At 71.8% G+C, this 25,770-nt stretch carries 20 protein-coding genes; 13 read left to right on the forward strand and 7 right to left on the reverse strand.

Annotation, left to right across the window (positions count from 1 at the left end):
- Positions 1-20: 20 nt before the first annotated feature.
- The 6 genes from ACTOQ3_RS39260 (at position 21) to ACTOQ3_RS39285 (ending at position 8,314) form a co-directional block, all read left to right on the forward strand.
- Positions 21-1,052 carry a LacI family DNA-binding transcriptional regulator gene (locus ACTOQ3_RS39260; protein WP_440088814.1) on the forward strand — a complete coding sequence of 344 codons (1,032 nt, stop codon included), beginning with the start codon at positions 21-23 and terminating at the stop codon, positions 1,050-1,052.
- A 302-nt stretch (positions 1,053-1,354) separates the two neighbouring features.
- Entirely contained in the window at positions 1,355-2,770 is a 1,416-nt protein-coding gene (locus ACTOQ3_RS39265; RefSeq protein ID WP_440088816.1) for a glycoside hydrolase family 43 protein, read from the forward strand.
- Between the two features lie 198 nt (positions 2,771-2,968).
- The gene (locus tag ACTOQ3_RS39270; RefSeq protein WP_440088817.1) at positions 2,969-4,237 is read left to right on the forward strand and encodes a hypothetical protein; all 1,269 of its coding nucleotides are present in this window, start codon (positions 2,969-2,971) and stop codon (positions 4,235-4,237) included.
- Between the two features lie 341 nt (positions 4,238-4,578).
- A complete protein-coding gene (locus ACTOQ3_RS39275; protein ID WP_440088818.1) occupies positions 4,579-6,894 on the forward strand; it encodes a xanthine dehydrogenase family protein molybdopterin-binding subunit in 2,316 nt (771 codons plus the stop codon).
- Positions 6,891-7,817, forward strand: coding sequence for an FAD binding domain-containing protein (locus ACTOQ3_RS39280; protein WP_440088819.1), 927 nt, complete (start codon positions 6,891-6,893; stop codon positions 7,815-7,817). The genes ACTOQ3_RS39275 and ACTOQ3_RS39280 overlap by 4 nt, the downstream gene beginning before the upstream one ends.
- Entirely contained in the window at positions 7,814-8,314 is a 501-nt protein-coding gene (locus ACTOQ3_RS39285; protein WP_440088820.1) for a (2Fe-2S)-binding protein, read from the forward strand. The genes ACTOQ3_RS39280 and ACTOQ3_RS39285 overlap by 4 nt, the downstream gene beginning before the upstream one ends.
- A 205-nt stretch (positions 8,315-8,519) precedes the next feature.
- Here ACTOQ3_RS39285 and ACTOQ3_RS39290 read toward each other — a convergent pair whose 3' ends face one another.
- From ACTOQ3_RS39290 to ACTOQ3_RS39300, 3 genes are all read right to left on the reverse strand, one after another.
- A complete protein-coding gene (locus ACTOQ3_RS39290; RefSeq protein WP_440088822.1) occupies positions 8,520-10,763 on the reverse strand; it encodes a LamG-like jellyroll fold domain-containing protein in 2,244 nt (747 codons plus the stop codon).
- Between the two features lie 240 nt (positions 10,764-11,003).
- Positions 11,004-11,204, reverse strand: a complete 201-nt coding sequence (locus tag ACTOQ3_RS39295) for a ferredoxin (RefSeq protein WP_440088824.1) — start codon at positions 11,202-11,204, stop codon at positions 11,004-11,006.
- Positions 11,205-11,244: 40 nt separating this feature from the next.
- Positions 11,245-12,456, reverse strand: coding sequence for a cytochrome P450 (locus tag ACTOQ3_RS39300; RefSeq protein WP_440088825.1), 1,212 nt, complete (start codon positions 12,454-12,456; stop codon positions 11,245-11,247).
- Positions 12,457-12,633: 177 nt separating this feature from the next.
- Here ACTOQ3_RS39300 and ACTOQ3_RS39305 point away from each other — a divergent pair, with 177 nt between their 5' ends.
- Positions 12,634-13,269, forward strand: a complete 636-nt coding sequence (locus tag ACTOQ3_RS39305; protein ID WP_440088826.1) for a TetR/AcrR family transcriptional regulator — start codon at positions 12,634-12,636, stop codon at positions 13,267-13,269.
- Between the two features lie 144 nt (positions 13,270-13,413).
- On the opposite strand, the gene ACTOQ3_RS39310 is transcribed toward ACTOQ3_RS39305, so the two are convergent.
- The 4 genes from ACTOQ3_RS39310 to ACTOQ3_RS39325 form a co-directional block, all read right to left on the reverse strand.
- The gene (locus ACTOQ3_RS39310) at positions 13,414-14,424 is read right to left on the reverse strand and encodes a ThuA domain-containing protein (protein ID WP_440088827.1); all 1,011 of its coding nucleotides are present in this window, start codon (positions 14,422-14,424) and stop codon (positions 13,414-13,416) included.
- A 247-nt stretch (positions 14,425-14,671) separates the two neighbouring features.
- Positions 14,672-15,436, reverse strand: coding sequence for a citryl-CoA lyase (locus tag ACTOQ3_RS39315; RefSeq protein WP_440088828.1), 765 nt, complete (start codon positions 15,434-15,436; stop codon positions 14,672-14,674).
- Positions 15,433-16,590: a CaiB/BaiF CoA transferase family protein gene (locus ACTOQ3_RS39320; RefSeq protein ID WP_440088829.1), complete on the reverse strand. Its 1,158-nt coding sequence runs from the start codon at positions 16,588-16,590 to the stop codon at positions 15,433-15,435. The genes ACTOQ3_RS39315 and ACTOQ3_RS39320 overlap by 4 nt, the downstream gene beginning before the upstream one ends.
- A gap of 15 nt (positions 16,591-16,605) precedes the next feature.
- On the reverse strand, positions 16,606-17,376 hold the full coding sequence (locus tag ACTOQ3_RS39325) for an IclR family transcriptional regulator (protein ID WP_440088830.1): 771 nt from the start codon (positions 17,374-17,376) through the stop codon (positions 16,606-16,608).
- Between the two features lie 213 nt (positions 17,377-17,589).
- On the opposite strand from ACTOQ3_RS39325, the gene ACTOQ3_RS39330 reads away from it, so the two are divergent.
- The 6 genes from ACTOQ3_RS39330 (at position 17,590) to ACTOQ3_RS39355 (ending at position 25,519) form a co-directional block, all read left to right on the forward strand.
- The gene (locus ACTOQ3_RS39330) at positions 17,590-19,038 is read left to right on the forward strand and encodes an aldehyde dehydrogenase family protein (RefSeq protein WP_440088831.1); all 1,449 of its coding nucleotides are present in this window, start codon (positions 17,590-17,592) and stop codon (positions 19,036-19,038) included.
- Between the two features lie 50 nt (positions 19,039-19,088).
- Positions 19,089-20,831 (forward strand): thiamine pyrophosphate-binding protein, encoded by a 1,743-nt coding sequence (locus ACTOQ3_RS39335; protein WP_440088832.1) that lies wholly within the window; start codon positions 19,089-19,091, stop codon positions 20,829-20,831.
- Positions 20,832-20,984: 153 nt separating this feature from the next.
- Positions 20,985-22,115 (forward strand): ABC transporter substrate-binding protein, encoded by a 1,131-nt coding sequence (locus tag ACTOQ3_RS39340; protein ID WP_440088833.1) that lies wholly within the window; start codon positions 20,985-20,987, stop codon positions 22,113-22,115.
- A 1-nt stretch (position 22,116) separates the two neighbouring features.
- Positions 22,117-22,986, forward strand: a complete 870-nt coding sequence (locus ACTOQ3_RS39345; protein WP_440088835.1) for a branched-chain amino acid ABC transporter permease — start codon at positions 22,117-22,119, stop codon at positions 22,984-22,986.
- A complete protein-coding gene (locus tag ACTOQ3_RS39350; protein ID WP_440088837.1) occupies positions 22,983-24,815 on the forward strand; it encodes a branched-chain amino acid ABC transporter ATP-binding protein/permease in 1,833 nt (610 codons plus the stop codon). The genes ACTOQ3_RS39345 and ACTOQ3_RS39350 overlap by 4 nt, the downstream gene beginning before the upstream one ends.
- Complete coding sequence (locus ACTOQ3_RS39355) at positions 24,812-25,519, forward strand: ABC transporter ATP-binding protein (protein WP_440088838.1); 708 nt, start codon at positions 24,812-24,814, stop codon at positions 25,517-25,519. Before ACTOQ3_RS39350 ends, ACTOQ3_RS39355 begins: the two co-directional genes overlap by 4 nt.
- Positions 25,520-25,770 lie beyond the last annotated feature (251 nt).

Here is a 25,770-nt window from a genome sequence, read left to right on the forward strand (position 1 = left end):
GACACGACGGGAGGGACCGGATGGCACCGGACCGCGGCCGGACACGGATCAGACCGGCGGTGCTGCGCGACGTGGCGGCGCTGGCCGGGGTGTCGGCCATGACGGTGTCGCGTACGCTCAACGCCCCCGAGCGGGTGCGCCCGGACACCCGGGCGCGGGTCCTGGCGGCGGTGAAGCGCCTCGGCTACCGGCCCAACCAGGCCGCCCGCCGGCTGGCCACCGGCCGCTCGGGCGTGCTGGGGGTGGTGGGCTTCGACATCACCCTGCACGGCCCGTCCGCCACGCTGTACGCCATCGAGCGGGCCGCCAGGCGGCACGGCTACGCGATCAGCATCGCCTGCCTCGACTCGGCCGATCTCGGCTCGATCGGCGAGGGGGTGCGCGGGCTGCGCTCCCAGGAGGTCGACGGCGTCATCGTCGTGGTGCCGCACGAGGCGGCCGCCGGCGTCGTGCGCGACCTCCACCCCGGCCTCGCCCTGGTCGCGGTGGACGCCGGAACGGGCATGCCCGTCCCGGTCGTCATGACCGACCAGGCCGGCGGCGCGGCCACCGCCACCGGGCACCTGCTGGACCTGGGCCACGAGACGGTGTGGCACATCTCGGGACCGGCCGGCTGGACGGCCACGCGGGAGCGCGTCCAGGGGTGGCGTTCGGCACTGGAGGCCGCGGGACGTCCGGTGCCCGAGGTGCTGTCCGGCGACTGGAGCCCGCAGTCGGGCCACCGGCTGGGCAGGCGGCTGGCGGAGTGCCCGCACGTCACGGCGATCTTCGTGGCCAACGACCAGATGGCCCTGGGGGTGCTGCGCGCACTGCGCGAGGCGGGGAGGCGCGTCCCCGAGGACGTGAGCGTGGCCGGCTTCGACGACGTCCCCGAGACCGGCTACCTGCGGCCGTCGCTGACCACGGTCCGCCAGGACTTCCGCGCCCTCGGCGACCACGCCTTCCGCCTGCTGCTCCAGCGGATGGAGGGAGAAATCGGGAAAACCGTCGAGGTCATCGGAACGGAACTGGTCGTCAGGGAGAGCACCGGGAGGGCGCCCAGAGCTTTTTGAATGATCGCGAGATGACAATGAAGCGGTCCGCGCGGCATTTCCGACAATGTATTTTTCAGCCGGTGCGCCGCCGTCTTCGGCGTGCCTTTTTCGCTGTTCTCTCGGTTCGCACGGAGCTCACAGAACGCGTACGGAATAAGCCAAGTGGGGACTTGACAGCCTTTGCGTTGTGGAAAACACTCGGGAAACCCCGTTCGAAACGCGCCATCCGCCACCGAGGGAATTCAAAGGCACGTTCACAAAAATTATGTTAACGCAAACAAATGTAGCGCGAAACTCCCCCGACCCCCCAGGAGCGCCGCATGAGACGACGATGGACCGCCATCCTCGCCGCGATCGTCGCGATCGCACTCGTCCCCTCCACCACCGTGCCCGCCAGGGCCGCGACCCCGATCACGACCGCGATCTACACGGCCGACCCCGCCGCGCTGGTCGTGGGGAACACCCTCTACCTCTACACCGGCCATGACGAGGCCCCCGCCGGAGGCACCAACTTCGTCATGCGCGACTGGCACGTCTACACCTCCACCGACGCCTCCACCTTCACCGACCAGGGGGCGAAGCTCTCGATTGCCGGCTTCCCGTGGGCCGGCGGCGACGCCTGGGCGAGTGAGGTCGAACCGCGCAACGGCAAGTACTACTGGTACACCTCGATCAACGGCAACGGCCCCGGGTGGATGAACATCGGCGTCGCGGTCGGCGACTCCCCGCTCGGCCCGTTCACCGACGCCAAGGGCGGGCCGCTGATCAGCGACAGCACCCCGAACTCCTCCCCCTTGAACATCGATCCGACCGTCTTCACCGACGACGACGGCCAGGCGTACATCTACTGGGGCTCCTACTACGGCGTCCGCGCGGCCAAGCTCAAGCCCGACATGATCAACCTGGACGGCCCGGTCGTCACCCCGGCGGGGGTGAGCAACTTCTGGGAGGCCCCCTGGATGTTCAAGCGCAACGGCACCTACTATCTCGCCTACGCCGCCAACGACCCCGGGTGCTCCCAGCCCGGCTACGCCTGCATCCGCTACGCCACGGCGAGCAACCCGATGGGGCCGTGGACCCAGCGTGGCGTCGTGCTCGACCAGGTCACCTCGACCACCAACCACCCGGCGATCATCGAGTTCAACGGCCAGTGGTACATGGTCTACCACAACGCCGGAGCCCCGGGCGGTGGCGACTTCCGCCGCTCGGTCACCCTGGACAAGCTGTACTGGAACGCCGACGGCACCATGCGGAAGGTCGTGCAGACCACGACCCCGATCGGCGGCGGGGGCGGCGGCCAGCCCCCGGCCGGCACCAACCACGCGCTGACGGCGACCGCGTCCACCTCCTACGTCTCCCCGTGGGAGACACTCGGCGCGATCAAGGACGGGTTCGTCCCCTCCGGCTCGGCCGACCACGGCCACGGCGCCTACGGCAACTGGAACCACCAGGGCACCGAGTGGATCGAGTACCGGTGGCCGGCCGCGCGCGACCTCAGCAAGGTCGCGACCTACTGGTTCGACGACGACCAGGGCATCGACCTGCCCGCGTCCTGCCAGGTCCAGTACTGGAACGGCAGCGCCTACGTGAACGTGCCCGGCCAGTCCGCCTGCGGCGTCGGCGCGAACACCTACAACGTCACCACCTTCGACCAGATCTCCACGACGCGGCTGCGGCTGAACATCACCTCCAGGACGGGCTACTCCACCGGCGTCCTGGAGTGGATGGCGCTCTAGCACCGGTCCCCGGCACGACATCTCCGACAACGCTTCTCCAGCACGACATCTCCGGCACCACGTCCTCAGCACCACGTCCTCAGCACCACGTCGAGACCCGCCGACCTGACCGGCGGGTGAACCGGGGCACGGGGGCCGCCGCACGGCGGCCCCCGGTCAGCCCGGCGACGCGACAACGACGACACACGGAGGTTCCCGATGAAACGATGGTGGGCGGCAGCGGTTCCCGCCCTGGTGCTCGGCCTGCTCCTGTCCCCCGGCGGCACGGTGCCCGCCGCGGCGGCGGCGGACGCCAACCTGGCGCCCTCGGCGACCGCGTCGGCGTCCCACACCTCCGCCTGGGAGAGCGTCGCGGCGGTCAACGACGGCATCGACCCGCCCTCCTCCAACGACACCGTCAACCGGCGCTGGGGCACCTGGCCCAACACCGGCGAGCAGTGGGCGCTGCTCACCTGGTCCTCCGCACGGACTCTGACCTCGGCCGACGTCTACTTCTTCGACGACAACGGCGGCGTGCGCGTTCCGGCGTCGTGGCGGCTGCAGTCCTGGAACGGCAGCGCCTACGTCGACCTGACCGGGGCGAGCGCCTACAACCGGGCGCTCGACCAGTACAACCACGTCACCTTCACCCCCGTCACCACGACCAGGCTGCGGGTGCTGCTCACCGGCAGCTCGTCGGTCGGCCTGCTGGAGGTCAAGGCCAACGGCACCGTGCCCGGCGGCGGCACGGGATGGAACCCGCCGACCAACCTGGTCAACCCGCTCAACCAGGTGTGGCAGCACTACGAGAGCACCTACCCGCATTTGAACACCTTCAGGAACTACGGGTGGGACCAGGTCATGGCCAACGGCGGCAGCCTCAACTACTGCGTGCGCTGGGAGTCGAGCGCGCCGGTCTCCGCCGCGCTACGCGACCGGATCCACGCCTCCCTGGCCCGCCAGGTCAAGAAGTGGACCGACCTGATGGCCGGCCACAACGGCTGGCCGTACACCAACGTCCCCGTCAAGGTCGTCGGGTGGGCCGTGCGCGACCGCGCCACGCTGCAGTGGAGCGACAACTCCGTCGACGTCTACGTCAACAACATCCGCGAGGGCGCCCCGCAGTGCGCCGAGCCGTGCGGGCGCTTCTTCAACCAGAACGGCCAGTACCCGAACTGCCCGGGTGGAGCGGCGCGCCACTACGACATGTCCCTGTGGCTCACCGCCGGGATGGGCGGCGGCGCGGGCGGTGACTGGGGCCAGCGCATAGGCAGCGAGTACTTCGTCGGCGCGCTCGACTCCGACAACATCCACATCCTGCTCCACGAGATCGGGCACAGTTTCGGGCTGGACGACTTCTACGACTGGACGCCCTCCGGGGTCGGCGGATTCCTCATGAAGGCCGGCAGCGCGAGCCAGATCACCGACTTCGACGCCTGGATGTTCCGCGACTGGTGGCGTCACCTCAAGGGCCGCTACGGCTACTGACGCTCCCGACCGGCCCCGACCGGCAGGGCCGGGGAGAGCCGCCCTGCTCCCCCGGCCCCTCCCCCTGCACCCTCCCCGCGGAGGTGATCGGTGACCGGAAAATCCCCGGCCAACGGAACCCGGGAAAAATCATCTCAAAATTCCCTCCAAGCCCAGCAAAACCCCATCAAATACACATGTATCGTTGATTCAGTGCGTCTCATTCGCGCACCCGATGTGTCCACAAACGATTCGCGCCAATTGCCACTGGTGGCTCACCACGAATGTCCGTCGCCCCCCACGCATCCCACTGGAAATTGACCGGACCATGCGATGACTTGCGCGGCGCGGAGGTTTTGGTTGTGGAGCAATGGTCAAGGCGTGAGGACGAACGGCTGCTCACCGGTGAGGGCCGCTATGTCGCCGACATGGACGTGCCGGGTTGCCTGGACGCCGTGTTCGTGAGAAGCGACGTCGCGCACGGCGTACTGCGCGAGGTGGACTGCTCCGCCGCCCGCGAGGTGCCGGGAGTGGTGGGAGCCTGGTCCGCCGCGAATCTCTCCGAGATGCCGCCGTGCGCGCGGTCGGCCGCCGCGCTGCAGGACCTGCCCCCGGTTCCGTACGCGATGCTCGCCCAGCTGTCCACGGAGGAGACCGTGGCCGGCCGGGAGTGGCCGGTGCTGGTGAGGGACCGGGTGCGCTACCCGGGCGAGGCGCTGGCGGTGGTCCTGGGCGAGGACCGCTACCGGGCCGAGGACGGGGCCGCCGAGGTCACCTTCCGGATCGATCCGCTGCCCGCGGTGGTGACGCCGTCCGCCGCCGCGGACGACTCCGTCCGCCTGTTCGACGGGCTGAGCAACGTCGCCCTGCTGGGGGAGGCCGGAAAGCCGATCGAGGAGTCGGTGTGGCGGGAGGCGGCGGTCGTGGTGGAGGGCCGGTACCGCCAGCAGTTGCTGATGCCCACCCCCATGGAGTGCAGGACGATCCTCGCCGTGCCCGAGGGAGACCTGCTGACGGTGTGGTCGGGCCATCAGGCACCGCACCGGTTGCGCCGGGAGCTGGCCGCGCTGCTGGGCCCGCGGGTCGAGCGGGTGCGCGTGGTGGTGCCGGACACCGGGGGCGCGTTCGGGTCGAAGAGCGCGACCTTCCCGGAGTTCATCGCGGTCGCCTTCCTGGCGGTGGAGCTCGGACGTCCCGTCCGGTGGATCGAGGACCGGCTGGAGTCCATGATGGTCGCCACCCGGGGCCGGGGCCAGGACCAGAGGGTCCGGCTCGCCGCCGACGCCGACGGACGCCTGCTCGCGTACGAGCTGAACATCGACGCCGACGTCGGCGCCTACCCCCACATCGGGGTCGGGCTGCCCATGCAGACCGCCTGGATGGCGACGGGTCCGTACACCACCCCGAGGGTGCACGCCACCGTCCGCTCGGTGCTCACCAACACCATGGTGACCTACCCCTATCGAGGCGCGGGGCGCCCCGAGGCGGCGATCGCGCTGGAGCGGTCGATCGACACGCTGGCCCGCCGGCTGGGAATGGACCCGGCGGAACTGCGGCGGCGCAACTTCATCCCGCCCGAGGACTTCCCCTACGAGACGCCCACCGGGCGGCGCTACGACAGCGGGAACTACGCCGCCGCGCTCGACCTGGCGCTGGAGACCCTCGACCACGACGGATGGCGGGCCGAGCAGGCCCGCCGCCGGACGGACCCGGAGTCCCTCCCCCTGGGGATCGGCCTGTCCTGCTACGTGGAACGCTCCGGTGGCGAACCCGGGGGGCTGCACGAGTTCGCCGGCGTCGAGGCGCACGAGGACGGCACGGTCACCGCCCGCTGCGGCACGGCCTCCAGCGGCCAGGGCCACGAGACGGTCTTCCCGGCGCTGGTCGCCGAGACCCTCGGTGTGGACGGGGCGCGGGTCCGGCTGGTCGAGGGCGACACCGACGAGCAGCCGGACGGGGTGGGCTCCTTCGCCAGCCGGTCGGCGCAGGTGGCCGGCGCGGCGCTGCGGAACGCCGCCACGCTCCTCGTCGAGGAGGCGCGGGCGCGGGCCGCGGCTCTGTGGGAGGTGCCGGAGGAGGAGGTGGCGTGGTCCGGCGGCACCGTGCACACCGTCCACGGCGGCTCGGCGGCGATGGACCTGGCCGAGCTGGTGAAGGCGACCGGGCCGATGCGGGTGGGCGGCCGGTTCGAGTCGGGCATGGCGTTCCCGTTCGGCGCCCACGCGGCGGTGGCGGAGGTCGATCCGGAGCTCGGCACCGTGCGCGTGCTGCGGCTGGTGGCGGTGGACGACTGCGGGGTGGTGCTCGACCCGGCCATGGTGCGCGGGCAGGCCTTCGGGTCGGCCGTGCAGGGGGTCGGCCAGGCGCTGTACGAGGGCATCCCCTTCGGGGAGAACGGCGTGCCCCTGCTCGCCGAGGCGCTGCTGGACTACCTGCTGCCGACGTCCGCCGAGATCCCGCCCATCGAGCTCAGGGACACCCGCACGCCGAGCCCCAGCACGCCGCTGGGCGCCAAGGGGGCGGGAGAGTCGGGCTGCATCGGCACTCCGGCCGCGATCGTCAACGCGGTGGCCGACGCGCTGCGGCTGGCCGACCCCGGCCTGCTGCAGATGCCGCTCACCCCGGACGTGGTGTGGCGGGCGGCCCGCGCCCCGAAACTCCCGGAGGAGGTCCGGTGAAACCCGCCGCCTTCGACTACGTCGTGCCGCGCACGGTGCGCGAGGCCGTCGACGCCCTCGGTTCCGGGCGGGACGCCCGGGTCCTCGCCGGCGGCCAGAGCCTCGTCCTGGAGATGCGCCTGCAGCGCATCCGCCCCGAGCTGGTGGTCGACATCAACCGCGTCGCCGAGCTCGACCACATGAGCGTCGACGACGGCACGTTGCGGGTCGGCGCCCTGATCCGCCACGCCGCCTTCGAGCGGGAACGGGCCGTGCCGGGCCCGCTCGGCACCCTGTTCTCCCGCGCCGTCGTCAACGTCGCCCATCCGCCCATCCGCTCCCGCGGCACCCTGGTGGGCAGCCTCGCCTGGGCGCACCCGGCCGCGGAGTGGTGCGCCCTCGCCCTCGCCCTCGACGCCGCCGTCGAGGTGCACGGCGCCGGCGGCCCACGCGAGATCGCGGCTCGCGACTACTTCCTCGGGCCGTTCCTGACCTCGCGCACGCCGGACGAGCTCATCACCGCCGTACGGTTCCCGCTGCTCGCGGACGACACCGGCGTCGGCTTCGTCGAGCACCGGCGCACGCACTTCTGCTTCGCCCAGGTGGCCGTGGCGGCGACGCTCACCGCGCCCGACGGGGTGATCACCGAGGCGAGGATCGGGCTCGTCAACTGCGCCGACCGGCCGGTACGGGCCCGTGCCGCCGAGCAGGCGCTGATCGGCGCCGAGATCACGCCCCCGACCGGACGCCGGGTGCCCGGCGACCACCCGTTCGCCCGCGCGGGCCGCGTCGCCGCCGAGCAGGACGCCGCGCCCCTGCCCGAACCGTACGCCGACGTGGAGTACCGGCGCCAGGCCGTCGCCGTCCTGGTCGGCAGGACCCTGTGCGAGGCGGCGAGGGATCGGCTGTCGCGGGCCGGCACGTCCCGAGGAGGCCACCGATGAGGATCACCATCACGGTGAACGGCGAGGAGCGCGCGCTCGACGTGGAGCCCCGGCGCGTTCTGGCCGACGTGCTGCGCGAGGACTGCCGCCTCACGGGCACGCACCTGGGCTGCGAGCACGGCGTCTGCGGGGCCTGCACGGTGCTGGTCGACGGCGAGGCCGTCCGGTCGTGCCTCATGCTGGCCGTGCAGTGCGACGGCGGCTCGGTGCGTACCGTCGAAGGGCTGTCCGGCCCCGGCGGCGAGCCCCATCCGCTGCAGCGGGCCTTCTCCGCCGAGCACGCCCTGCAGTGCGGTTTCTGCACGCCGGGCTTTTTGATGGTGGCCGCCGGGGCGCTGGAGTCGGACCCGGCCCTCGGCGACGACCCGGAGCGCGTCGCCGCCCTGGTCGGCTCCAACATCTGCCGGTGCACCGGTTACGAACCCATCCGGCGCGCGATCGCGCGGGCCGCGGGCGAACGGCCGGAGAGCCCGTCCCGAGGTGACCTCCGATCCTGAGGTCACCTCGGCGGGAGCGGCGGGTGCCGACCCCGTCCGTCGCCCTCCCCGTCCACACGCCGGCCACGGGCGCGCCTTCCCGAGGCTGGAGTCCCGCCCCCGGCCTGGGCGCCGGAGACGGTTCGCGATCCCGCTGGGTGAGCGGGCCCGTCGAAGGTCCCCGGCGCCGGCGTGCCGCGGGTACGGGTGATCGGACGCGGTCGGGTCAGAGGGGTGTGTTCATGTCGGCCTGGATCTGTGCCGCGGTGAGCGCGGTGGTGTAGACGCGGACCTCGTCGATCAGTCCCGTGAAACCGCTGTGCCCGATGAACAGGGGGCTGAAGACGTCCGCCCTGACGGGGCCGACTCCCGGGTAGCTCTCGGCGACCGGTGTCCCGTTCACGTACAGCCGGATGACGTCACCGTCGAACGTCCCCGCCAGATGCACCCAGGTGTTCAGCGGGAGCGGCGGCCTGTTCAGGGTGGTGTTGGACGCCACTGACGCGTACGGCCCCTGCTGCGGATCCGAGGGACCCATCGAGAGACCGTACTCGCCGGAGCCCCAGGGAGGGCTCTTCAGAAGGATGCTCTGGCCGGCCGCGGACCCGGCGCCGGTCGGGTAGACCCACGCCTCCATGGTGAGCGCCGTGTCCGCGCGCAGGGACACCGAGTCGGGAACCCGCACCCCACCCGTGTGGGAACCGCCGAACGACAGGGCCTTGCCGAACCTGCCGGTGGCCCAGGTCGTCTCGGCGGCGGTCCCGGTGTTGCCCGCCCCCGACGAGTCCCCCACCGTCGTGCCCGCGCCCTCGTTCATCCCGTACGCTGCCACGAGACAGTCGGCGGGAGCGCAGGTGGTGGGATCGGCGGGGGCCGACTCGGACAGTTCACCCGGCTGATCCGCGTTGTCGATCGCCCGGACCCGGTAGTAGTAGTGCCCTGGCGACAGGCCGGTGTCGACCGCGGAAAGCGTGGACGCGCCGGTTCTGGCCACCAGTATCGTTCCGCTGTCCAACTGGGCGTTCCAGGAGGTCGACCGGTAGACCTCGTAGCCGCTCACGGCGTCGTCGTCGGTGGCCGCGGTCCAGGTGACGACGGCCTGGCCGGCGCCGCCCTGCGCGACCGCCGTCGGCGTGCTCGGCGGCAGATCGGGGATCCGGGCCCGCAACTCGTTGGACGCGGGCCCGAACTGTCCCGCACCGTCGACCGCGATCACCCGGTAGTAGTAGATCCCCTCGTCCAGGGGATGATCGGTGTAGAGGGCCGTCTGGATGCCCGCGATCCTGGTCCGGGCGGTGGGCGTGAACCCGGCCGTCGTCGAGCGATGCACCTGGTAGGCGCCGACGCCCCAGTGGCCGTCGGCGAAGGTGAACCTCAGTTCGGCCCGGTCGGCACGGCCGCCGCCGATGAGCGGTCCCGGGGCCGAGGGCGGGTTGCCCGGGGCGGTGACCGTCACCCGGACCTGTGCCGACGGAGGGCTCGCCTGGGAGGCGGTGTCGATCGCGACGACGCGGTAGTAGTACACCCCGGACGGGGCGCCCGCGTCCCCGAGGAACGTCGCGTAGTCGAACGTGGGCGAACCGATCCAGGTGTCGTCCGACGGGGTGAACCCCGAGACGGTCGAGCGGTGGACGTCATACCTGCGCACGCCCTTGTCGTCGGTCGACCCCGTCCACTCCAGGCCCACATTGGCCTGGTACGCGGACGCGGTCAGACCGGTCGGGGTCGTCGGCGGCGCGTCGGTCCCGGTGACGGGATTGTTCATGTCCAGCTGTATCTGCGCCCGCGTCCTGGCCACGTTGTAGACGCGCACCTCGTCGATCGCACCCTTGAAGTACGCGCCCCACGCCGGATGGCCGCCGATGTGGAGGGGGCCGTCCCCCGCTCGCACGGCACCGGCCACCGGCACGGACCGGTCGAGTTCGCCGTCGATGTAGAGGCGCAGCCGGCTGCCGTCGTAGGTGGTGGCGAGGTGGTGCCAGCCGTTCAGCGAGAGGCCCCGCCGCGCCTTCACCGTGCGGACCGTGCCCGTGTTCACCGATGCCGAAGGAGGTCTGTCGCCGTACTCCGCGCCGTCGGACTCCGACAGCGCGTAGCCCGGCCGGCCGTCGGCGTCCTTGACCAGCACCGGGTGCCGGCCGGTGCCTGAAGGGTTGATCCACGCCTCGACCGTCAGCGCGGCGGTGGGACGCAGGCTCGCCGAGGAGGCGATCGTGACCAGGCTCGACGCGCCGTCGAAGGCGAGCGCCCTGCCGTACCTGCCCGGCACCCACGAGGTACCGGTGGCCGTGCCGTTGTTCGTGTTGCCGGACGCGTCGCCGACGACTGTTCCGGTCCCCTCGTTCAGTCCGTACGCGGCGACGAGACCTGGTTCGGGCACCACGGCGTGTGCGGTGGCGGGCGCGACGAGATTCGCGCACACGGTGATCGTGAAGACGATTGACATGCGGAAGCGAGACAGCCTTGCCATGAACTCCCCGTAGCGGTCGGAAAACCGTTGCGACGGCCCCCGCAGCCGCCGTTACCGATCGCAGTATGCGCCTTTTTATATAGAGAAATCACGACATAAGAACATTATTCTGATGTGGAGGCGATCGGCCGCGCCCTGACCGAACGCCGTCTCACCGACCTGTACGTGAGGCCGGGGAGGAGACGCGGCAGCGGCCCACGGCTCCACCCGGCCACAACGGGGAACGAGCGCGTCCGGCGCTCAGTCCTGCTCGCTCAGCGCGATCGCGGCGGCGGGGCAGACCGCGGCGGCCTCACGGACCAGGGTGTGCCGGTCCGCGCCGGGCTCGGGTTCGAGCAGGACGACGATGCCGTCGTCGTCGCGCTGGTCGAACACCTCGGGCGCGATCAGCACGCACTGGCCGGCGCCGCAGCACTTGTCCTCGTCCACGGTGACCTTCATACCGGGTTCCTCTCTGCCTGTCGGGTGGGGCGGTGCCCGGTCACCAGCGGACCGGTACCGTGCGCAGGCCGCCGACGGCCAGCCCCTCGACTCGTTCCAGCTCCTCCACCGGGACGGCCAGTTCCAGGGACGGAAGCCTGCGCAGCAGCACCTCGAGCACGACCTGCAGCTCGGTGCGCGCCAGTGACTGACCCAGGCAGGAGTGGGCGCCCGCGCCGAAGGCCAGGTGCGGGTTCGGGCTGCGGCTCAGGTCCATCTCGGCGGCGGCCTCGAAGACGCTCTCGTCCCGGTTGGCCGCGGCCATGCTGCACACCACGGTGGTGCCGCGGGGCAGGGCCGTACCGCTCACCTCGGTCTCCACGGGCAGGTAGCGCGGCAGGCCGAAGCCGGAGTTGGCGTCGAGCCGCAGCGTCTCCTCCACCGCCGTGCGCACCAGCGAGGGGTCGGCGAGCAGCCGCTCCCACCGGCCGCGGTCGGCCAGCAGCATGGAGACCATCTTGCCGATCATGTTGGCGGTGGTCTCGTGCCCGGCGACCAGCAGGCCCATGCCGGTGACCAGGATCTGGATGTCGGACAGCCCGCCGTCCTCGGGGCCGCCGGCCGCGATCAGCTCGCTCAGCAGGTCCTCGCCCGGCTCGGCGCGCTTGGCGGCGACGTGCTCGGACATGTACTGGAAGAACTCCACCTGGGCGGCCTCGGTCTCGGCCTTGGTGTAGCGGGTGAGGTTGAGCAGGGTGTCGGACCAGTACGAGAACCGGTCCCGGTCGGCGGCCGGCACGCCGAGCATGTCGCAGATGACGTACACCGGCAGCGGGAAGCCCAGGTCCGCCCTGAGGTCACCGGGGGCGCCGCGCTTGACCATGTCGTCGATGAGCTCCTCGGCGATCCGGGCCATCGAGGGCCGCAGGGCGGCCATCCGCTTGGCGGTGAACCACTTGCCGACCAGGCGCCGCCAGTGCAGGTGCTCCTCGCCCCCGTCGGGGATGATCTGCGCCATCTCGCTGCTGAAGACTCCGCCGCCCTCCGCCGACAGCCGCGCCGCGTCGGGGGCGGTGAGCTGGCGGGTGAAGCGCGGGTCGGCGAGCACCTGCCTGACGTCGGCGTAGCGGGTCAGCAGCGTCGCCCGGTCACCGCTGGGCAGCTCCACGTGCGCCACCGGGCACGTGCCGCGCAGCTCGGCCCATTCCGCGGGCGGCTCCAGAGCCCTGTCGTTGGGGATCGGGTAGCGCAGGACCTGCTCGTCGGCACTCATGCGTCATCTCCTTGCGAACGGATGGATCGGGCGGGCCGTGTGGTGCGTGCCTGTACCGTGCTCCGCTGTCACGCGGGCGTGAGAGGAGGAGCCGCACGCCGGGTGACGAATGCACCCTCACGCTACCCTACAGATGTCGGGAAACCTACAGATGTAGGTTGACGGTAAAGTAAGAACGTGGCCACGACCAAGAACAGCGACTCCCCCTCCGGTGACCGGCGCGTGCGCCGCACCCACACGGCCCTGGCACGCGCGCTGATCGAGCTCGTCGAGGAGCGGGACCTCTCCCGGATCACCGTCGCCGACGTCGCCGAACGCGCCGGCGTGAGCCGCTCGACCTTCTACGACCACTACCGCGACGTCCACGAACTCGCCGAGGCCGCCTGCACCGCGATGATCGACGGGCTGATCGAGTCCCTGCCCGGCCCCGGCCCGGAGACGGCGGACCCGGCGCCGGAGGCGACCCAGTCGCTGGAGGCGTTCTTCGCCAGCCTCGCCGAGCACGCCGGGCTCTACCGCACCCTGCTGGGGCCGCAGGGCAGCGCACGCGTCGTCGACCACATCCGCCGCCGCATCGCCGCGGCCGTCCACGAGCGCCTCCACCAGATCACCGCCGATGATCCGGTGGGATACTCCGGCCCTCCGTCGGACATCCCGCACGACGTCCCGGCCGCGTTCACCGCGGGAGCGCTCATCGGCGTGGCCGCGGACTGGCTCCAGCGCGGATGCCCGCGACCCCCCGCCGAGATGGCCACCCTGACCTGGCCGCTCTTCAGCGCGCTCTACCGCGTCGACACCGGCACGCCCACCTGAGACCGCCCGCCGCGTCCCGGGGGTCCTCCCGGGGGAGCTTCGAGCCCATGCGGGCCGCCGGCGCGCCCGCGGCGGCCGGTGGCGTCCGGCGGCGGCCCGGCCCCTCGGATCAGCGGCGTGTCCGGCGGTGACCGGGCCCCCGCATCAGCGGCAGAACGGCGCCATGCCGAGCACCGATCTCACCCCGCCGAGCAGGTGCTGGACGAAGTACCGGTCGCCCTCCATCGGCTCGTCGGTCCATGCCTTGACGTCGTGGCCGAGGGTCGTGAGCCAGGCCTTGCCGCCGTCGTAGTACTGGCACCAGCTGACCGGGTGGTCGTCTCCGTGCCCGGGGTGGCCGAGGCCGCCGCGCACCCCCCGGGCGAGCGTGCTCTCGTCCACCTTGGCCAGCACCCTGACCCGGGTCGGGAACGGCACGAGGTTGTACCACTCGTCGGAGAAGGCCCAGCGTTTCGGCAACCCCTGGGTTGAGACGTCCCGCCTGTCGACGGTCTCGACGACTCCGGGCTGGTTGGCGCTGTGGTCGTAGAAGTTGGCGTTGCCGAGCAGGCCCTCGTACCAGGGCCAGTTGTACTCGGTGCCGAAGGCGTTGTGGACGCCGACGAAGCCGCCGCCGGCGCGGACGTACTGCCGCAGGGCGGTCTGCGCGGCGTCGTCGAGGGTGTCGCGCGTGGTGCTGAGGAACATCACGGCGTTGTACGACAGCAGCCTGCCCGCAGAGGACAGCTGGGTGACGTCCTCGGTGTAGTCGACGGCGAACCCGTTCTCCGCCCCCAGCCCGACCATGGCCCTGACCGCGACGTTGTCGTCGTTGAGCGGCGGGTTCAGGCCGGGGCCGAGGGGAGTCCCCAGATGGGCGTGGCGAGGTCCGGCGGTGCGGCTGTAGACGAGCAGGCGATAGCCCTCGGCGGGGTCGAAGTTGCCCCAGTCGTGGTAGCAGCGGGGGTCGGTGCCCCGGCAGACACCGTAGTCGGGGTCGCCGAGGTTCTCGGCCCCCCTGCCGTGGCCGGGCGAGACCGCGGAGCCGGGGAAGGCCGCGGAGCCGGAGGAGACCGCGGCACCGGGAGAGGCCGCGGAACCGGGGGAGGTGACGGTGAGCAGGAGTGCCGCCGCGCCGAGGGCGGCGATGGACAGGGACGAACGCCTGACGCGCATGAGCACCTCACGTGCTTTGGTCCACTAGATGGATCGCTTGGTCCACTGGGAGGTCTCGAGCGTATCCAGCGCCGACGCCCTGAACAAGCTCTTGCTTCATCGCCGCGTCCGGCCTATCGTGCGTCCGTCATCCGGGTCCGGCGATCCGCCTGATGGATCGCCGCGAGGATGGCGCCGACGGAACGACGCGGCTTTTCCGTCAGCACGGCGGTCCCCGAAGCCTGAGGCCGGCAGGCGAGATGAGCGGTCACCGCGCCCTGAGGTCGGTGGGCAGGATGGAGGGAGGCATGGGCCCCTTGTTGCGCCGGCCCTGGCCCGACTCCTCCCAGGCGTGCGCGAGGATTCCCACGCTGCGGCTCAGCACGAACAGGCCGCGGGCCAGCGGCGCGGGGAAGCCCAGCTCGGCGTAGATGACCGCGGTGGCGCCGTCGATGTTCATCGGCACCGGGCTGATCAGCTCCTCCACCTGCCGGGCCGCGCGCAGGTGGGCACCGGCCACCACCCCGCCGGCCACCGCCTCGTCCACCAGGGCGAGCAGCGGGTCGCGGCGCGGGTCGCGGGTGTGGAAACGGTGCCCGAACCCGGGCAGATACTTGTCGCGGGCCCGCCGGCGGGCCACCGTGGCGGCCGCGTCACCGGTGCGCACGACCTCCTCCAGCATCTCCACGCACTGCTCCCCCGCGCCGCCGTGCACGTCGCCCAGCAGGTTGACGCCGGTGGCGACGGCGTTGTTCAGCCCGACGCCGCAGGTGATCGCCATCCGGGCGGCGGCGATCGACGGGGCGTGCGGGCCGTGGTCCACCGAGGAGACCAGCGCCGCCTCCAGCAGCGCGGCCTGCCGCTCGTCCGGCAGCCGGCCGCGGAGCATGAGCCAGATCATCTCGGCGAAGCCGACCTTCCCGATCAGCTCCTGCACCGGCCGGCCCTGCAGCTCGATGACGTCGGGCTCGATCCGGGACACCGCCGTTCCCCACCAGTCGGCAGCGTCGCTCATGTCGCCCACGCCGCTCATGACGTCACTCCGAACTCCACGTTGTGCTGGCCGAGGAGGGGAGCCGGAGCGCGCGGGCGCAACGCGGCGCCGTCGACCAGGACGCCGTTGCCCGTGACCGTCACGCGGCGCTCGTCGCCGCCGGGAAACGGCAGCTCCGTGAGGAAGCCGCGCCCGCGGAGCTGGCCGAGCGCCAGCGCCTGGGCCACGGTGAGGATGCGGGCGGCCGGGACGCCCCCTCGCGAGAGGATCTCCTCCCACTCCAGCGCCGTCCTGGTCCGCAACGCCAGGTTGAGCTCGTGGTTCAGGGCCCGGCGGTGGGTCTTGCGCGCCTCCCTCGCGGCGAACCGGGGATCGGCGGGCAGGTCCGGCCGCCCGACGAGGCGGCACAGCGTCTCGAACTGAACCTGCTGGTTGGCGGCGATGTTCAGCGGCCCGTCGGCCGTCTCGAAGGTGCCCGAGGGCGCGGCGGTGGCGTTCTGGTCGCCCATCGGCTCCGGCTCGACACCGCTGACCAGGTAGTTGGAGGCCGTCCAGCCCATCGCGGAGATGGACGCCTCCAGCATCGACAGGTCCAGGAAGCAGCCGGTCCCGCCGCGCGCGCGCCCGGCCAGGGCGGCGGAGATCGCCAGTGCGGCCATCAGCCCCCCGATCGAGTCGCAGATCGGGAAGCCGACGCGCAGCGGCACCGTCTCGGGGGTGCCGGTGACGCTCATCATGCCGGACAGCCCCTGGACGATCTGGTCGTAGGCGGGCGCCCCGCTCATCGGGCCGCTCTGGCCGAACCCGGAGATCGCGCAGTAGACCAGACCGGGGTTGAGCTCCCGCAGCCGGTCCCAGCCGTAACCGAGCCTGGCCAGGACCCCGGCCCTGAAGTTCTCCAGCAGGACGTCGGCGCCGGCCACCATGGCCTCGAACGCCTGCCTGCCCGCCGGGCTCTTCAGGTCGATCTCGACCGACTTCTTCCCGGCGTTCTGTGCCAGGAAGGAGGCGCCGAGCCCCTCCCGGTTGAGCTCGGGGTCCGGGCCGAGACGGCGGGCGAGATCCCCGTCGCCGGGCATCTCGACCTTGACCACCTCCGCGCCGAACAGCATCAGCTGGTAGCTGCAGTACGGCCCGGCCAGAACGTTGGTCAGGTCCACGACCTTGATGCCGTCCAGTGGCAACTGCTGCATTCACGCTCCATAAGGTCAGGTCAGGGGATGGTCGAAGCCGCGGTCCGACATGCGCTTGGCCGCCTCCCGCAGGTCCGCGGCGAACTCCTGGACACGTTCCTCGCCGAAGCGGACCGTCGGACCGCTCAGCGAGAGCGCCGCCACGGTCGCGCCCGCCGCGCCCGTCACGGGGGCGGCCACCGCCGACAGGCCCGGCTCGCGCTCGCCGTGACTTTCCGCATAGCCGTCCCCGGCCACTCCGGCGATCCACTCCCGCAACGTCGCCAGGTGCTCCTCGCCGTACGGCGAGAGCTGGCAGACCCTCGACAGCAGCCTCGCCGGGGCGTCCCTGAGCAGGACCTTCGAGGCGGCGCCCGCCCACAGGGGCAGCTCGTCGCCGACCCGCACGACATGGCGCAGCGGCTGCGGGCTCTCCTGCTGGGCGATGCAGATGCGGTGGACGTCCCGCAGGACGTAGAGGTTGACGGTCTCCCGGTGCCGCTCCCCCAGCTCGCGCATGAGCTGCACGGTCTCCGGGGGCAGCTCCCAGGCGTCGCGCGCGAGATGCGCCCAGCGCCACAGGGCCGGCCCCGCCGCGTAGCCCTTGCGCGTGGCCCACAGCAGCCCCATGTGCTCCAGGGTCTGCAGCAGGCGCAGCGCCGTCGTCTTGGCCAGCCCCGTCTCGTCGACGACCTCGCGGATCGTCAGCGTCCGGCGGTCGTCGGTGAGCAGGGACAGGATGTCGAACGCCCGCTGGACGCTGCGCACGCCGCCACCGCTGTCACCGGAGACCGCCGGGTTGTTCATCGAAGGCACGGGTCCTCACTTGTGAGTCGAAGGTGAACCTTTTCCGCTCACTCTCGCATGCGGTCCGTACGCTAACACCAGTCCGCCCAGCGGTCCAGATGAACCACTATGCGGATCAATTGCCCCTTGCCAGAACCTTTACCCTCCTCATACCGTGAGGCAATCCACAGTGCGGTTCTTGAGAACCGCCAAGCGGATCTCTATGGAGATGACATGGACGCAGTCCAGGAAGCCGAATGCCTGATCGCCGGGAAGTGGCTGGGTGCGGGCCCCCGTTCCGACCGCGTCGGCCCCTACGTGCGGCGGGTCGTGAGCCGGGCCCGGCTCGCCGGTCCCGACGACATCGCCACCGCGCTCGACTACGCGCGCCGGAGTGCCGGGGCGGTCGCGCGGCTCGCCCCGGCCACCCGCGCGACGATATTGGAGCGCGCCTCGGCCGCGGTCACCGCCCGCGCCGAGGAGTTCGCCCGGCTCCTCGCCCTGGAGCTGGGCAAGCCGCTCAAGGACGGCCGCGGGGAGATGCTGCGGGTGGCCGACACGTTCGCCGTCGCGGCGGCCGAGGCCAGGGCGATCGGCGGCGAGGTCCTGCCCGTGGCGGGCTGGGCCCGCGGGGTGGGCAACACCGCGATCACGCAGCGCGCCCCGGCCGGCCCGGTGCTCGCGATCACGCCGTTCAACGCCCCGGCGAACCTGCTCGCCCACAAGCTGGCCGCCTCCTTCGCGGCCGGCAACACCACGGTCGTCAAGCCGCCGCCGCAGGCCCCGGCCGTCTCGGCCGCCCTGGTCCGGCTGCTGCTGGAGGCCGGGATGCCGGAGGAGGCCGTCCAGGTCCTGCACGGGGGCGGGGACGTGGGCGCGCGGCTGTGCGCCGCGCCGGAGATCGCCGTGATCAGCTTCACCGGCGGCGTCAGGGCCGGTGCCGCCGTCGCCCACGCCGCCGGGCCCAAGCGGGTGCTGCTGGAGCTCGGCGGCAACGCCGCCACCATCGTCTGCGAGGACGCCGACGTGGCGGAGGCCGCACGTATCTGCGCGCGCACCGGATACAGCAACTCCGGCCAGAGCTGCATCTCCGTCCAGCGCGTCTACGTGCAGCGCAGCCGGTTCGAGGAGTTCGCCCGTGCCCTGACCGGCGAGGTGCGGGCGCTGACGGTGGGCGACCCGCTCGACCCGGCGACCGACGTCGGCTCGATGGTGGACGACGAGGCCGCCGAGCGGGTGGCGCGCTGGGCCGAGGAGGCGGCGCGCGGCGGCGCGACCGTGACGACCGGCGGCGGCCGGACGGGCGCGGTGATGGAACCGACCGTGGTCGTCACGCCGCCCGCCGACGCGAGGGTCGTCCGTGAGGAGGTCTTCGGCGCGCTCGTCGCCGTGCTTCCCTACGACGCCTTCGACGAGGTCGTCCGGGAGTGCAACCGCAGCAGCTACGGCCTGCAGGCCGGGCTGTTCACCCACGACGTGCGCCGCATCGTCACCGCCTGGCGCGAGCTGGAGGTCGGCGGCCTGGTCGTGAACGGCTCGTCCAACTTCCGCCTCGACCACCTCCCGTTCGGCGGCGTGAAGGACTCCGGCATCGGCCGCGAGTCGCCCCGCTGGATGATCGAGGACTTCACCGTGACCAAGACCCTGCTCCTTCGCGGGCTGACCATCTGGGGAGACCAGTGACCGCCGACCATCCGGGGAAACCGGTGACCACCGACCATCCGGGGAGAGCAGTGACCGCCGACCGTCTGGGAAGACCGGTGACCACCGTCGCCCACGCGCTCGTCGCCCAGCTCGAGGAGCTCGGCGTCGAGTACGTCTTCGGCACCTGCGGGCACACCAACATCGCCGTGCTCGACGCGCTGGCCGACAGCCGTATCCGCTTCGTCATCGCCCGGCACGAGCAGGCGGCGGCGCACGCGGCCGACGGCTACGCCCGCGCCTCCGGCAGGCCCGGCGTGCTGCTCGTGCACGTCGGTCCCGGCCTGACCAACGCCGCCACCGGGGTGATGACCGCCGCGCTCGACTCGGTGCCGATGGTGGTGATCTCCGGCGACATCCCGTCCTACTACCACGGCCGCCACCCGCACCAGGAGATCAACCTGCACGCCGACGCCGACCAGGCGTCGGTCTTCCGGCCCTTCGTCAAGCGCGCCTGGAACGTGCGCCGGGCCCAGGACGTGGGCCGGTCCGTCGAGCGGGCCTTCTGGACGGCGACGACGGGCAGGCCGGGGGCGGTGCTGGTCAACGTGCCGATGGACGTCCTCTCCCGACCCGCGGCGCCGTACCCGCCGGTCACCCACGCCGCGCCGCCCGGCCTGCCCGCCGCGACGGCGGAGCGGATCGCCGAGGCCCTCGCGGGCGCCGAGCGGCCGCTGCTGTACGTCGGCGGCGGCCTGCGCGAGGACGCCGAGGCGCTGCTGTCGCTGGCCGAGCACCTGGACATCCCGATCGCGCACTCGCTGATGGCCAAGGGCACCGTCCCCGACGCGCACCCGCTGGTGCTCGGCATGCCGGGATTCTGGGGGCTGGAGCTGACCAACGCCTACGCCAGGGACGCCGACGTGGTGCTGGCGCTGGCCACCCGGTTCGCCGAGACCGACGCCAGCTCATGGGATCCCCGCTTCACCTGGACGCTCGGCGACCGCGGCAAACTGATCCAGATCGACATCGACCCGGCCGAGATCGGCCGCAACTACCCGGTCGAGATCGGCGCCGTCGCCGACGTCGGGCTCGCGGTGCGGGCCCTGGCCGAGGCCGTCACGTCACATCCGCGGGCGGACCGGCCCGAGCTGCGCGAGCGCATCCGCGAGGCCAGGACGGAGCTGTTCGCCGGGAGCCGGGAGCGGGGCCGCAGCGACGCCTTCCCGCTGCGGCCCGAGCGCATCCTCGCCGACCTGCGCGACGCGCTGCCGCCCGGCGCGACCCTGGTGACCGACGTGGGCTGGAACAAGAACGGCGTCGCGCAGTGCTACGAGCTGCCGGCCGAGGGCCGCTTCATCGCCCCCGGCGGCGCCTCCACCATGGGGTTCGGCCCGGCCGCCGCCGTCGGCGTCCAGCTCGCCCGCCCCGACGGCGTCGTGGTCGCGCTCATCGGCGACGGCGGCATGGGGGCCCAGCTGCCCGCCCTGCCACTCGCCGTCGAGCAGGGCGCACCGGTGATCTTCGTGGTGATGAACAACAGGGCGCACGGCACCATCTCCGACCTGCAGTCCGCGAACTTCGGCCGCAGCCACGGCTGCGACTTCACCGACCCCGCCGGGCTCCCCTACAGTCCCGACTTCGCGGCGCTGGCCGCCGCGTGCGACGCCGACGGCCACACCGTCGCCGCGCCGCACGAGTTCGGGGCGGCCCTGCGGGCGGCGGTGGCGAACCGGCGGCCCGCGCTCATCGACGTGCCGATGGTCAACGAGCCCGTGCCGACCCCCGGCCACTGGAACATCAAGGACATCTATCAGGGTGTTTTCCCCGACTGAAACCGTTGCCCGTTCGGTATTTCCCCGGGTTTCGCCAGGCCGTATAACTAACGTACTAGTCCGTGCATTACGGGGCCGTGTCGATCACCGCACTTTCCTCCACCCCCCAATGAGGTGAATCACTTGTTCTCCGCAAGAGTTTCCATTTCCGCAGTGGCCCTGACGGCCCTGACGGCGCTGATGGCGCTCGCCGCCTGTTCCGCCCCCGGCCAGCAGGCCGCCCAGGAGGCGGACGCCACCGGCCCCATCAAGATCGCCAACATCAACGCGCAGAGCGGGCAGCTGAGCCCGCTCGGCCAGTGGGAGCACAAGGGCGTCAAGCTCGCCGTCGACGAGGCCAACAAGGCGGGCGGCGTCAACGGGCGGCAGATCAAGCTCGACCTCTTCGACAGCCAGGGCGACCCCACGGTGGGCACCAACCTGGCCAGGAAGATCTCCAGCGAGGGCTACGTCGCGATGCTCGGCACCGCCGAGAGCGCGGTCACCCTGGCGATGGCCCCGATCCTCAAGGACGCCGAGATCCCGAACATCACCTCGGGGCAGTCGCCCAAGCTCGCCGACCTCAAGAGCCCGTTCCTGTTCCTGAACGCGCCGACCAGCGTCACGTTCGACGAGACCCTCGCCAAGTACCTGGTGGACGACAAGGGCTACAAGAAGATCGCGCTGATCAGCAACAACGGCGCGTACGGCGCCGGCGAGCACGACGCGTTCCTGGCCGCGCTCAAGTCCAGGAACGTCACCGCGATCGCCGACGAGGTCGTCACCCCCGACCAGAAGGACTTCAACGCCAACCTCGCCAAGATCCGCGAGCAGGAACCCGAGGTGCTGTTCATCGGCGCCGAGGAGGTCCAGTCAGGCCTGATCGCCAAGCAGTCGCGCGAGCTGGGCCTGAAGGCGCTGTTCGCGGGCGGCGCGCCGATGGGCACCGACGTGTACGCGACCACCGCGGGCCTGGACAACGCCGAGGGATCCGTCGTGAGCTCGCCGTACCTGAGCAACGAGGCCAGCGAGCCCATCAAGGCGTTCGCCGCCAAGTACAAGGCCGCCTACAACGAGGACGCCCGCATGCACGTCGCCAAGGCCTACGACGGCGCGTCGATCCTGATCGAGGCGCTCAAGCAGACCAAGGGCGCGGGCGGCCGGCCGCTCGCCGACGCCATCCGCGGCGTGAAGCGCGCCGGGCTGCTGGGCGACTACGACTACGACGAGTCGGGGGTCGGCATCCACGCCACCAAGATCGGCCTGGTCAAGGGCGGCACGGTCGTTCCCGAGGACGCGAGCTGACGTGCAGGTCTTCCTCCAGACCCTGATCGGCGGGGTCACGTTCGGAGCGGTATACGCGCTGGTGGCGATGGGCTTCTCGATCGTCTACCGGACGATGGGGCTGGTCAACTTCGCGCACGGCAGCGTCGTGATGATCGGCGCGTACGCCGCCTCCACGTTCTACCTGGCCACCCAGCTGCCGTTCGCGATCGCGGTCGCGGTGGCCATCGGGGTCACCGGCCTCATCGGGCTGGTCATCGAGCGCTTCCTGCGGCCGCTGGAGAACAAGGACTTCACGCTGATGCTGATCGGCACGATCGGCTTCGGCGCCGTCCTGGAGGCGGGCGCGGTGCTCGTCTGGGGGGCGACCGGGCACGCGGTCCCCTCCCCCGTCCCTACCGCGCCGCTGGACCTGGGCGGGATCCGCATTCCCACCTACAGCCTGCTGGTGATCGCCGTCGCGGCGACCGCCACCGGCCTGCTCGCGCTGTTCCTGCAGCGCACCAAGCGCGGCGCGGCCATGCAGGCGGTGGCCATGGACCACCAGGCGGCCACCGCGGTCGGCATCCACGTCGGCCGCAGCAACGCGATGGCCTTCGCGATCGGCGCGGGCCTGGCGGCACTGGCGGGCAGCCTGATCGGGCCGATGCTGTACGTCAACCCGACCATGGGCGGCACCCTGGGCATCAAGGGGTTCGCCGCGGCCATGCTCGGCGGGTTCGGCAGCATGCCCGGCGCGATCGTCGGCGGCATGACCTTCGGGCTGCTGGACGCCTTCGCGGCCGGCAACTTCCAGGAGTACTCCGAGCTGGTCACGTTCCTGGTGTTCGCGGTCATCGTGATGATCCGCCCCACCGGCATCTTCGGAGAGACGACGGTGAACCGCGCATGAGACGTCTGGCATACCTCGTCCCCCTCGCGGTGGCCGCCTGGCTGCTGCCGTACGGGCTCGGCGGCTACTCCATGCACGTGGTGAACGTCGCGATCATCTTCGCGATCCTCGCCATCGGCCTGGGCCTGACCATGGGCGTGGCCGGGCAGATCAACCTGGCCCAGGTCGCCTTCTTCGGCGTCGGCGCCTACACCGTCGCCATCCTGTGCACGCGGGCGGGCTTCGGCTTCTGGAGCGCGGCGGCTCTGGCCCTGGTCGTGTCCGTGGTCTTCGGCGTACTGGTGGGCGTCCCGGCGCTGCGGATGCAGTCGCACTATCTCGGCATCGTCACCCTCGGCCTGGCGCTGGCCTTCACCAACTGGGTCACCAACGCCCACATCGCGGGCCGCGCCGAGGGCATCAGCGACATCCCTGCGCCGGTGCTGTTCGGGCTCGACCTGTCCAGCGCGTACCTCTTCTACTACGTCGAGCTGGTGGTCTTCGTCCTCTCGCTGGCGTTCGCGCTGTTCGTCACGCACTCGCCGCTCGGCCGCAGGCTGCGCGCGATGCGCGACGACGACCTGGCGGCCGGCGCGCTCGGCGCGGAGATCCCGCTGCTGCGCATGACGGCCTTCGTGCTGTCCGGCCTGTACGGCGGCCTGGCCGGGGTCCTGTACGCCGGGCTCATCCGCTTCGTGGCGCCCGAGTCGTTCAACATCGCCAACATGTTCCTGCTGCTCGCGATGGTGATCATCGGCGGGCGGGCCAGCATCCTCGGCTGCGTCGTCGGCGCCGTCGCGCTGGCCATGGTGCGCGAGGCGCTGCTGGACGCCTCGGCCTACGCCCAGCTCGGCTACGGCGTCGTGGTGGTCCTCGTGGTGGTCTTCGCCCCCACGGGGCTGGCCGGGCTGCCCCGCCGGCTCCGGTCCCTGCTGCGGCGCCGCGACCCGGGAACGCGGGTGCGGCTGCACCCCTTCCAGCCCTACGACCGGGCCGCGGACAGTGCGGACGGCGCGGGGGGAACCGCCGGCGCGGAGGGAACGGCCGGCGCGGGCGTGCTGGAGGTCCGGGGCGTGACGATGCGCTTCAAGGGGCTGACCGCCCTCGACGACGTCTCCCTCGCGGTCGCCGCCGGCGAGATCCGCGGCGTCGTCGGCCCCAACGGCTCGGGCAAGACGACCCTGTTCAACATCGTCAGCGGCTTCTACACGCCCAGCGCGGGCGCGGTGCGCCTGCACGGGGACGACGTGACCGGGGCGAGGCCGTACCGGCTCTCCCAGCGCGGGGTCGCCCGCACCTTCCAGAACCTGCGCCTCTTCGAGGACCTCGACGTCCGGGAGAACGTGCTGCTCGGCCTCGACCGCACCAGGACCTCCTGGATCTGGCGCTACCTGGCGCTGCCCTGGAAGGTGTTCGGCTACGAGCGGGCGCTCGGGGCACGCGCCGACGAGATCATCGCCAGGTTCGGGCTGACGGACTACGCCGCCGCCGTCCCGCGCTCGCTGCCGTACGGGATCCAGCGCCGCATCGAGATGGCCCGCGCGATGGCGATGTCGCCGTCGCTGCTCCTGCTCGACGAACCCGCCGCCGGGCTGAACGGCGAGGAGGTCCGCCAGCTCGGCGACATCGTCCGCTCCATCAGGGACTCCGGCGTCACCGTGGTGGTGATCGAGCACAACATGGGACTGGTCATGTCGCTGTGCGACCACGTCACCGTGCTGTCCGGCGGCAAGGTGATCGCCGACGGCACCCCCGCCGAGGTCGCGGTCGCCCCCGCCGTCGTGCAGGCGTACCTCGGCGACTCCATGGCCGCACCCACCGAGTCCGCCGTCGAGGAGGCGACCCGATGACGAACCCGACACTGACCGTCGAGAACCTGTCGGTCCACTACGGTGGCGTCCGCGCCGCCCACGGCGTGAGCTTCACCGTCGGGCCGGGGCAGGCGCTGGGCATCATCGGCGCCAACGGCGCCGGCAAGTCCTCCACCCTCAAGGCCGTGATGGGCCTGGCGCCCCGCCGGGCCACGGCGATCCGTTTCGGCGAGCACGACCTGCTGCGCGCCGCGCCGCACACCCTGGTACGGCACGGGCTCGGCTACGTCCCCGAGGGCAGGCATGTCTTCCCCGGGCTCACCGTGGAGAAGAACCTGCTGCTCGGCGCCTACACCAGTAGCTGGAAGAGCACGCCCATCGACGAGGTGTTCGAGCTGTTCCCGGTCCTCGCCGAGATGCGCCACCGGCTGGCCGGCGCGCTGTCCGGCGGGCAGCAGCAGATGCTGGCCGTCGGCCGGGCGCTCATGTGCCGGCCCAAGATGATGCTGCTCGACGAGCCCTCGATGGGCCTGTCGCCGATTCTCGTGGCGGAGATCGCCGGCGTCCTCAAGCGGCTCAACGCCGACGGGCTGGCCATCCTGCTGGTCGAGCAGAACGCCAAGCTCACCTTCGACGTCACCACCACCTGCCTGGTGATGGAGAACGGGGAGATCGCCGCCACCGGCACCTCGGCCGAGCTTCGTGACGATCCCCAGGTACGGCGTATCTACCTGGGCCTCTGACGGCCCGGCCGGAGGCGCTGCCGGCCACGGGCGCGGCCCTGTTCGGGCTGCCGTTCGTCTCCCCCCGTCCGGCCGCCTCCGGCCGTCTCCACCCGGCCGGCCGCTTCCTCCGGCCGGCCCTCTCCGCTCGCCCGACCGTCTCCGCCCTCCCGCCGATCGGCGTGCTCGGCCCAAGCATCACCCATGGTCCGTCTGATGGAACCAATGATCCGCATACCGGCCCCAGAAGCATTGACCCCCCCTACAGGCAA

Source organism: Streptosporangium sp. LJ11 (genome assembly GCF_051918945.1).
GTDB lineage: Bacteria > Actinomycetota > Actinomycetes > Streptosporangiales > Streptosporangiaceae > Streptosporangium.

What these genes read in the sequence shown, in the direction of transcription:
- ACTOQ3_RS39270 (WP_440088817.1), top strand. Translation starts at nt 2,969, where the DNA reads ATGAAACGATGGTGGGCGGCAGCGGTTCCCGCCCTGGTGCTCGGCCTG.
- ACTOQ3_RS39355 (WP_440088838.1), top strand. Translation starts at nt 24,812, where the DNA reads ATGACGAACCCGACACTGACCGTCGAGAACCTGTCGGTCCACTACGGT.
- ACTOQ3_RS39265 (WP_440088816.1), top strand. Translation starts at nt 1,355, where the DNA reads ATGAGACGACGATGGACCGCCATCCTCGCCGCGATCGTCGCGATCGCA.
- ACTOQ3_RS39295 (WP_440088824.1), bottom strand. Translation starts at nt 11,204, where the DNA reads ATGAAGGTCACCGTGGACGAGGACAAGTGCTGCGGCGCCGGCCAGTGC.
- ACTOQ3_RS39310 (WP_440088827.1), bottom strand. Translation starts at nt 14,424, where the DNA reads ATGCGCGTCAGGCGTTCGTCCCTGTCCATCGCCGCCCTCGGCGCGGCG.
- ACTOQ3_RS39260 (WP_440088814.1), top strand. Translation starts at nt 21, where the DNA reads ATGGCACCGGACCGCGGCCGGACACGGATCAGACCGGCGGTGCTGCGC.
- ACTOQ3_RS39325 (WP_440088830.1), bottom strand. Translation starts at nt 17,376, where the DNA reads ATGAACAACCCGGCGGTCTCCGGTGACAGCGGTGGCGGCGTGCGCAGC.
- ACTOQ3_RS39290 (WP_440088822.1), bottom strand. Translation starts at nt 10,763, where the DNA reads ATGGCAAGGCTGTCTCGCTTCCGCATGTCAATCGTCTTCACGATCACC.
- ACTOQ3_RS39300 (WP_440088825.1), bottom strand. Translation starts at nt 12,456, where the DNA reads ATGAGTGCCGACGAGCAGGTCCTGCGCTACCCGATCCCCAACGACAGG.
- ACTOQ3_RS39320 (WP_440088829.1), bottom strand. Translation starts at nt 16,590, where the DNA reads ATGCAGCAGTTGCCACTGGACGGCATCAAGGTCGTGGACCTGACCAAC.
- ACTOQ3_RS39350 (WP_440088837.1), top strand. Translation starts at nt 22,983, where the DNA reads ATGAGACGTCTGGCATACCTCGTCCCCCTCGCGGTGGCCGCCTGGCTG.
- ACTOQ3_RS39330 (WP_440088831.1), top strand. Translation starts at nt 17,590, where the DNA reads ATGGACGCAGTCCAGGAAGCCGAATGCCTGATCGCCGGGAAGTGGCTG.
- ACTOQ3_RS39285 (WP_440088820.1), top strand. Translation starts at nt 7,814, where the DNA reads ATGAGGATCACCATCACGGTGAACGGCGAGGAGCGCGCGCTCGACGTG.
- ACTOQ3_RS39315 (WP_440088828.1), bottom strand. Translation starts at nt 15,436, where the DNA reads ATGAGCGGCGTGGGCGACATGAGCGACGCTGCCGACTGGTGGGGAACG.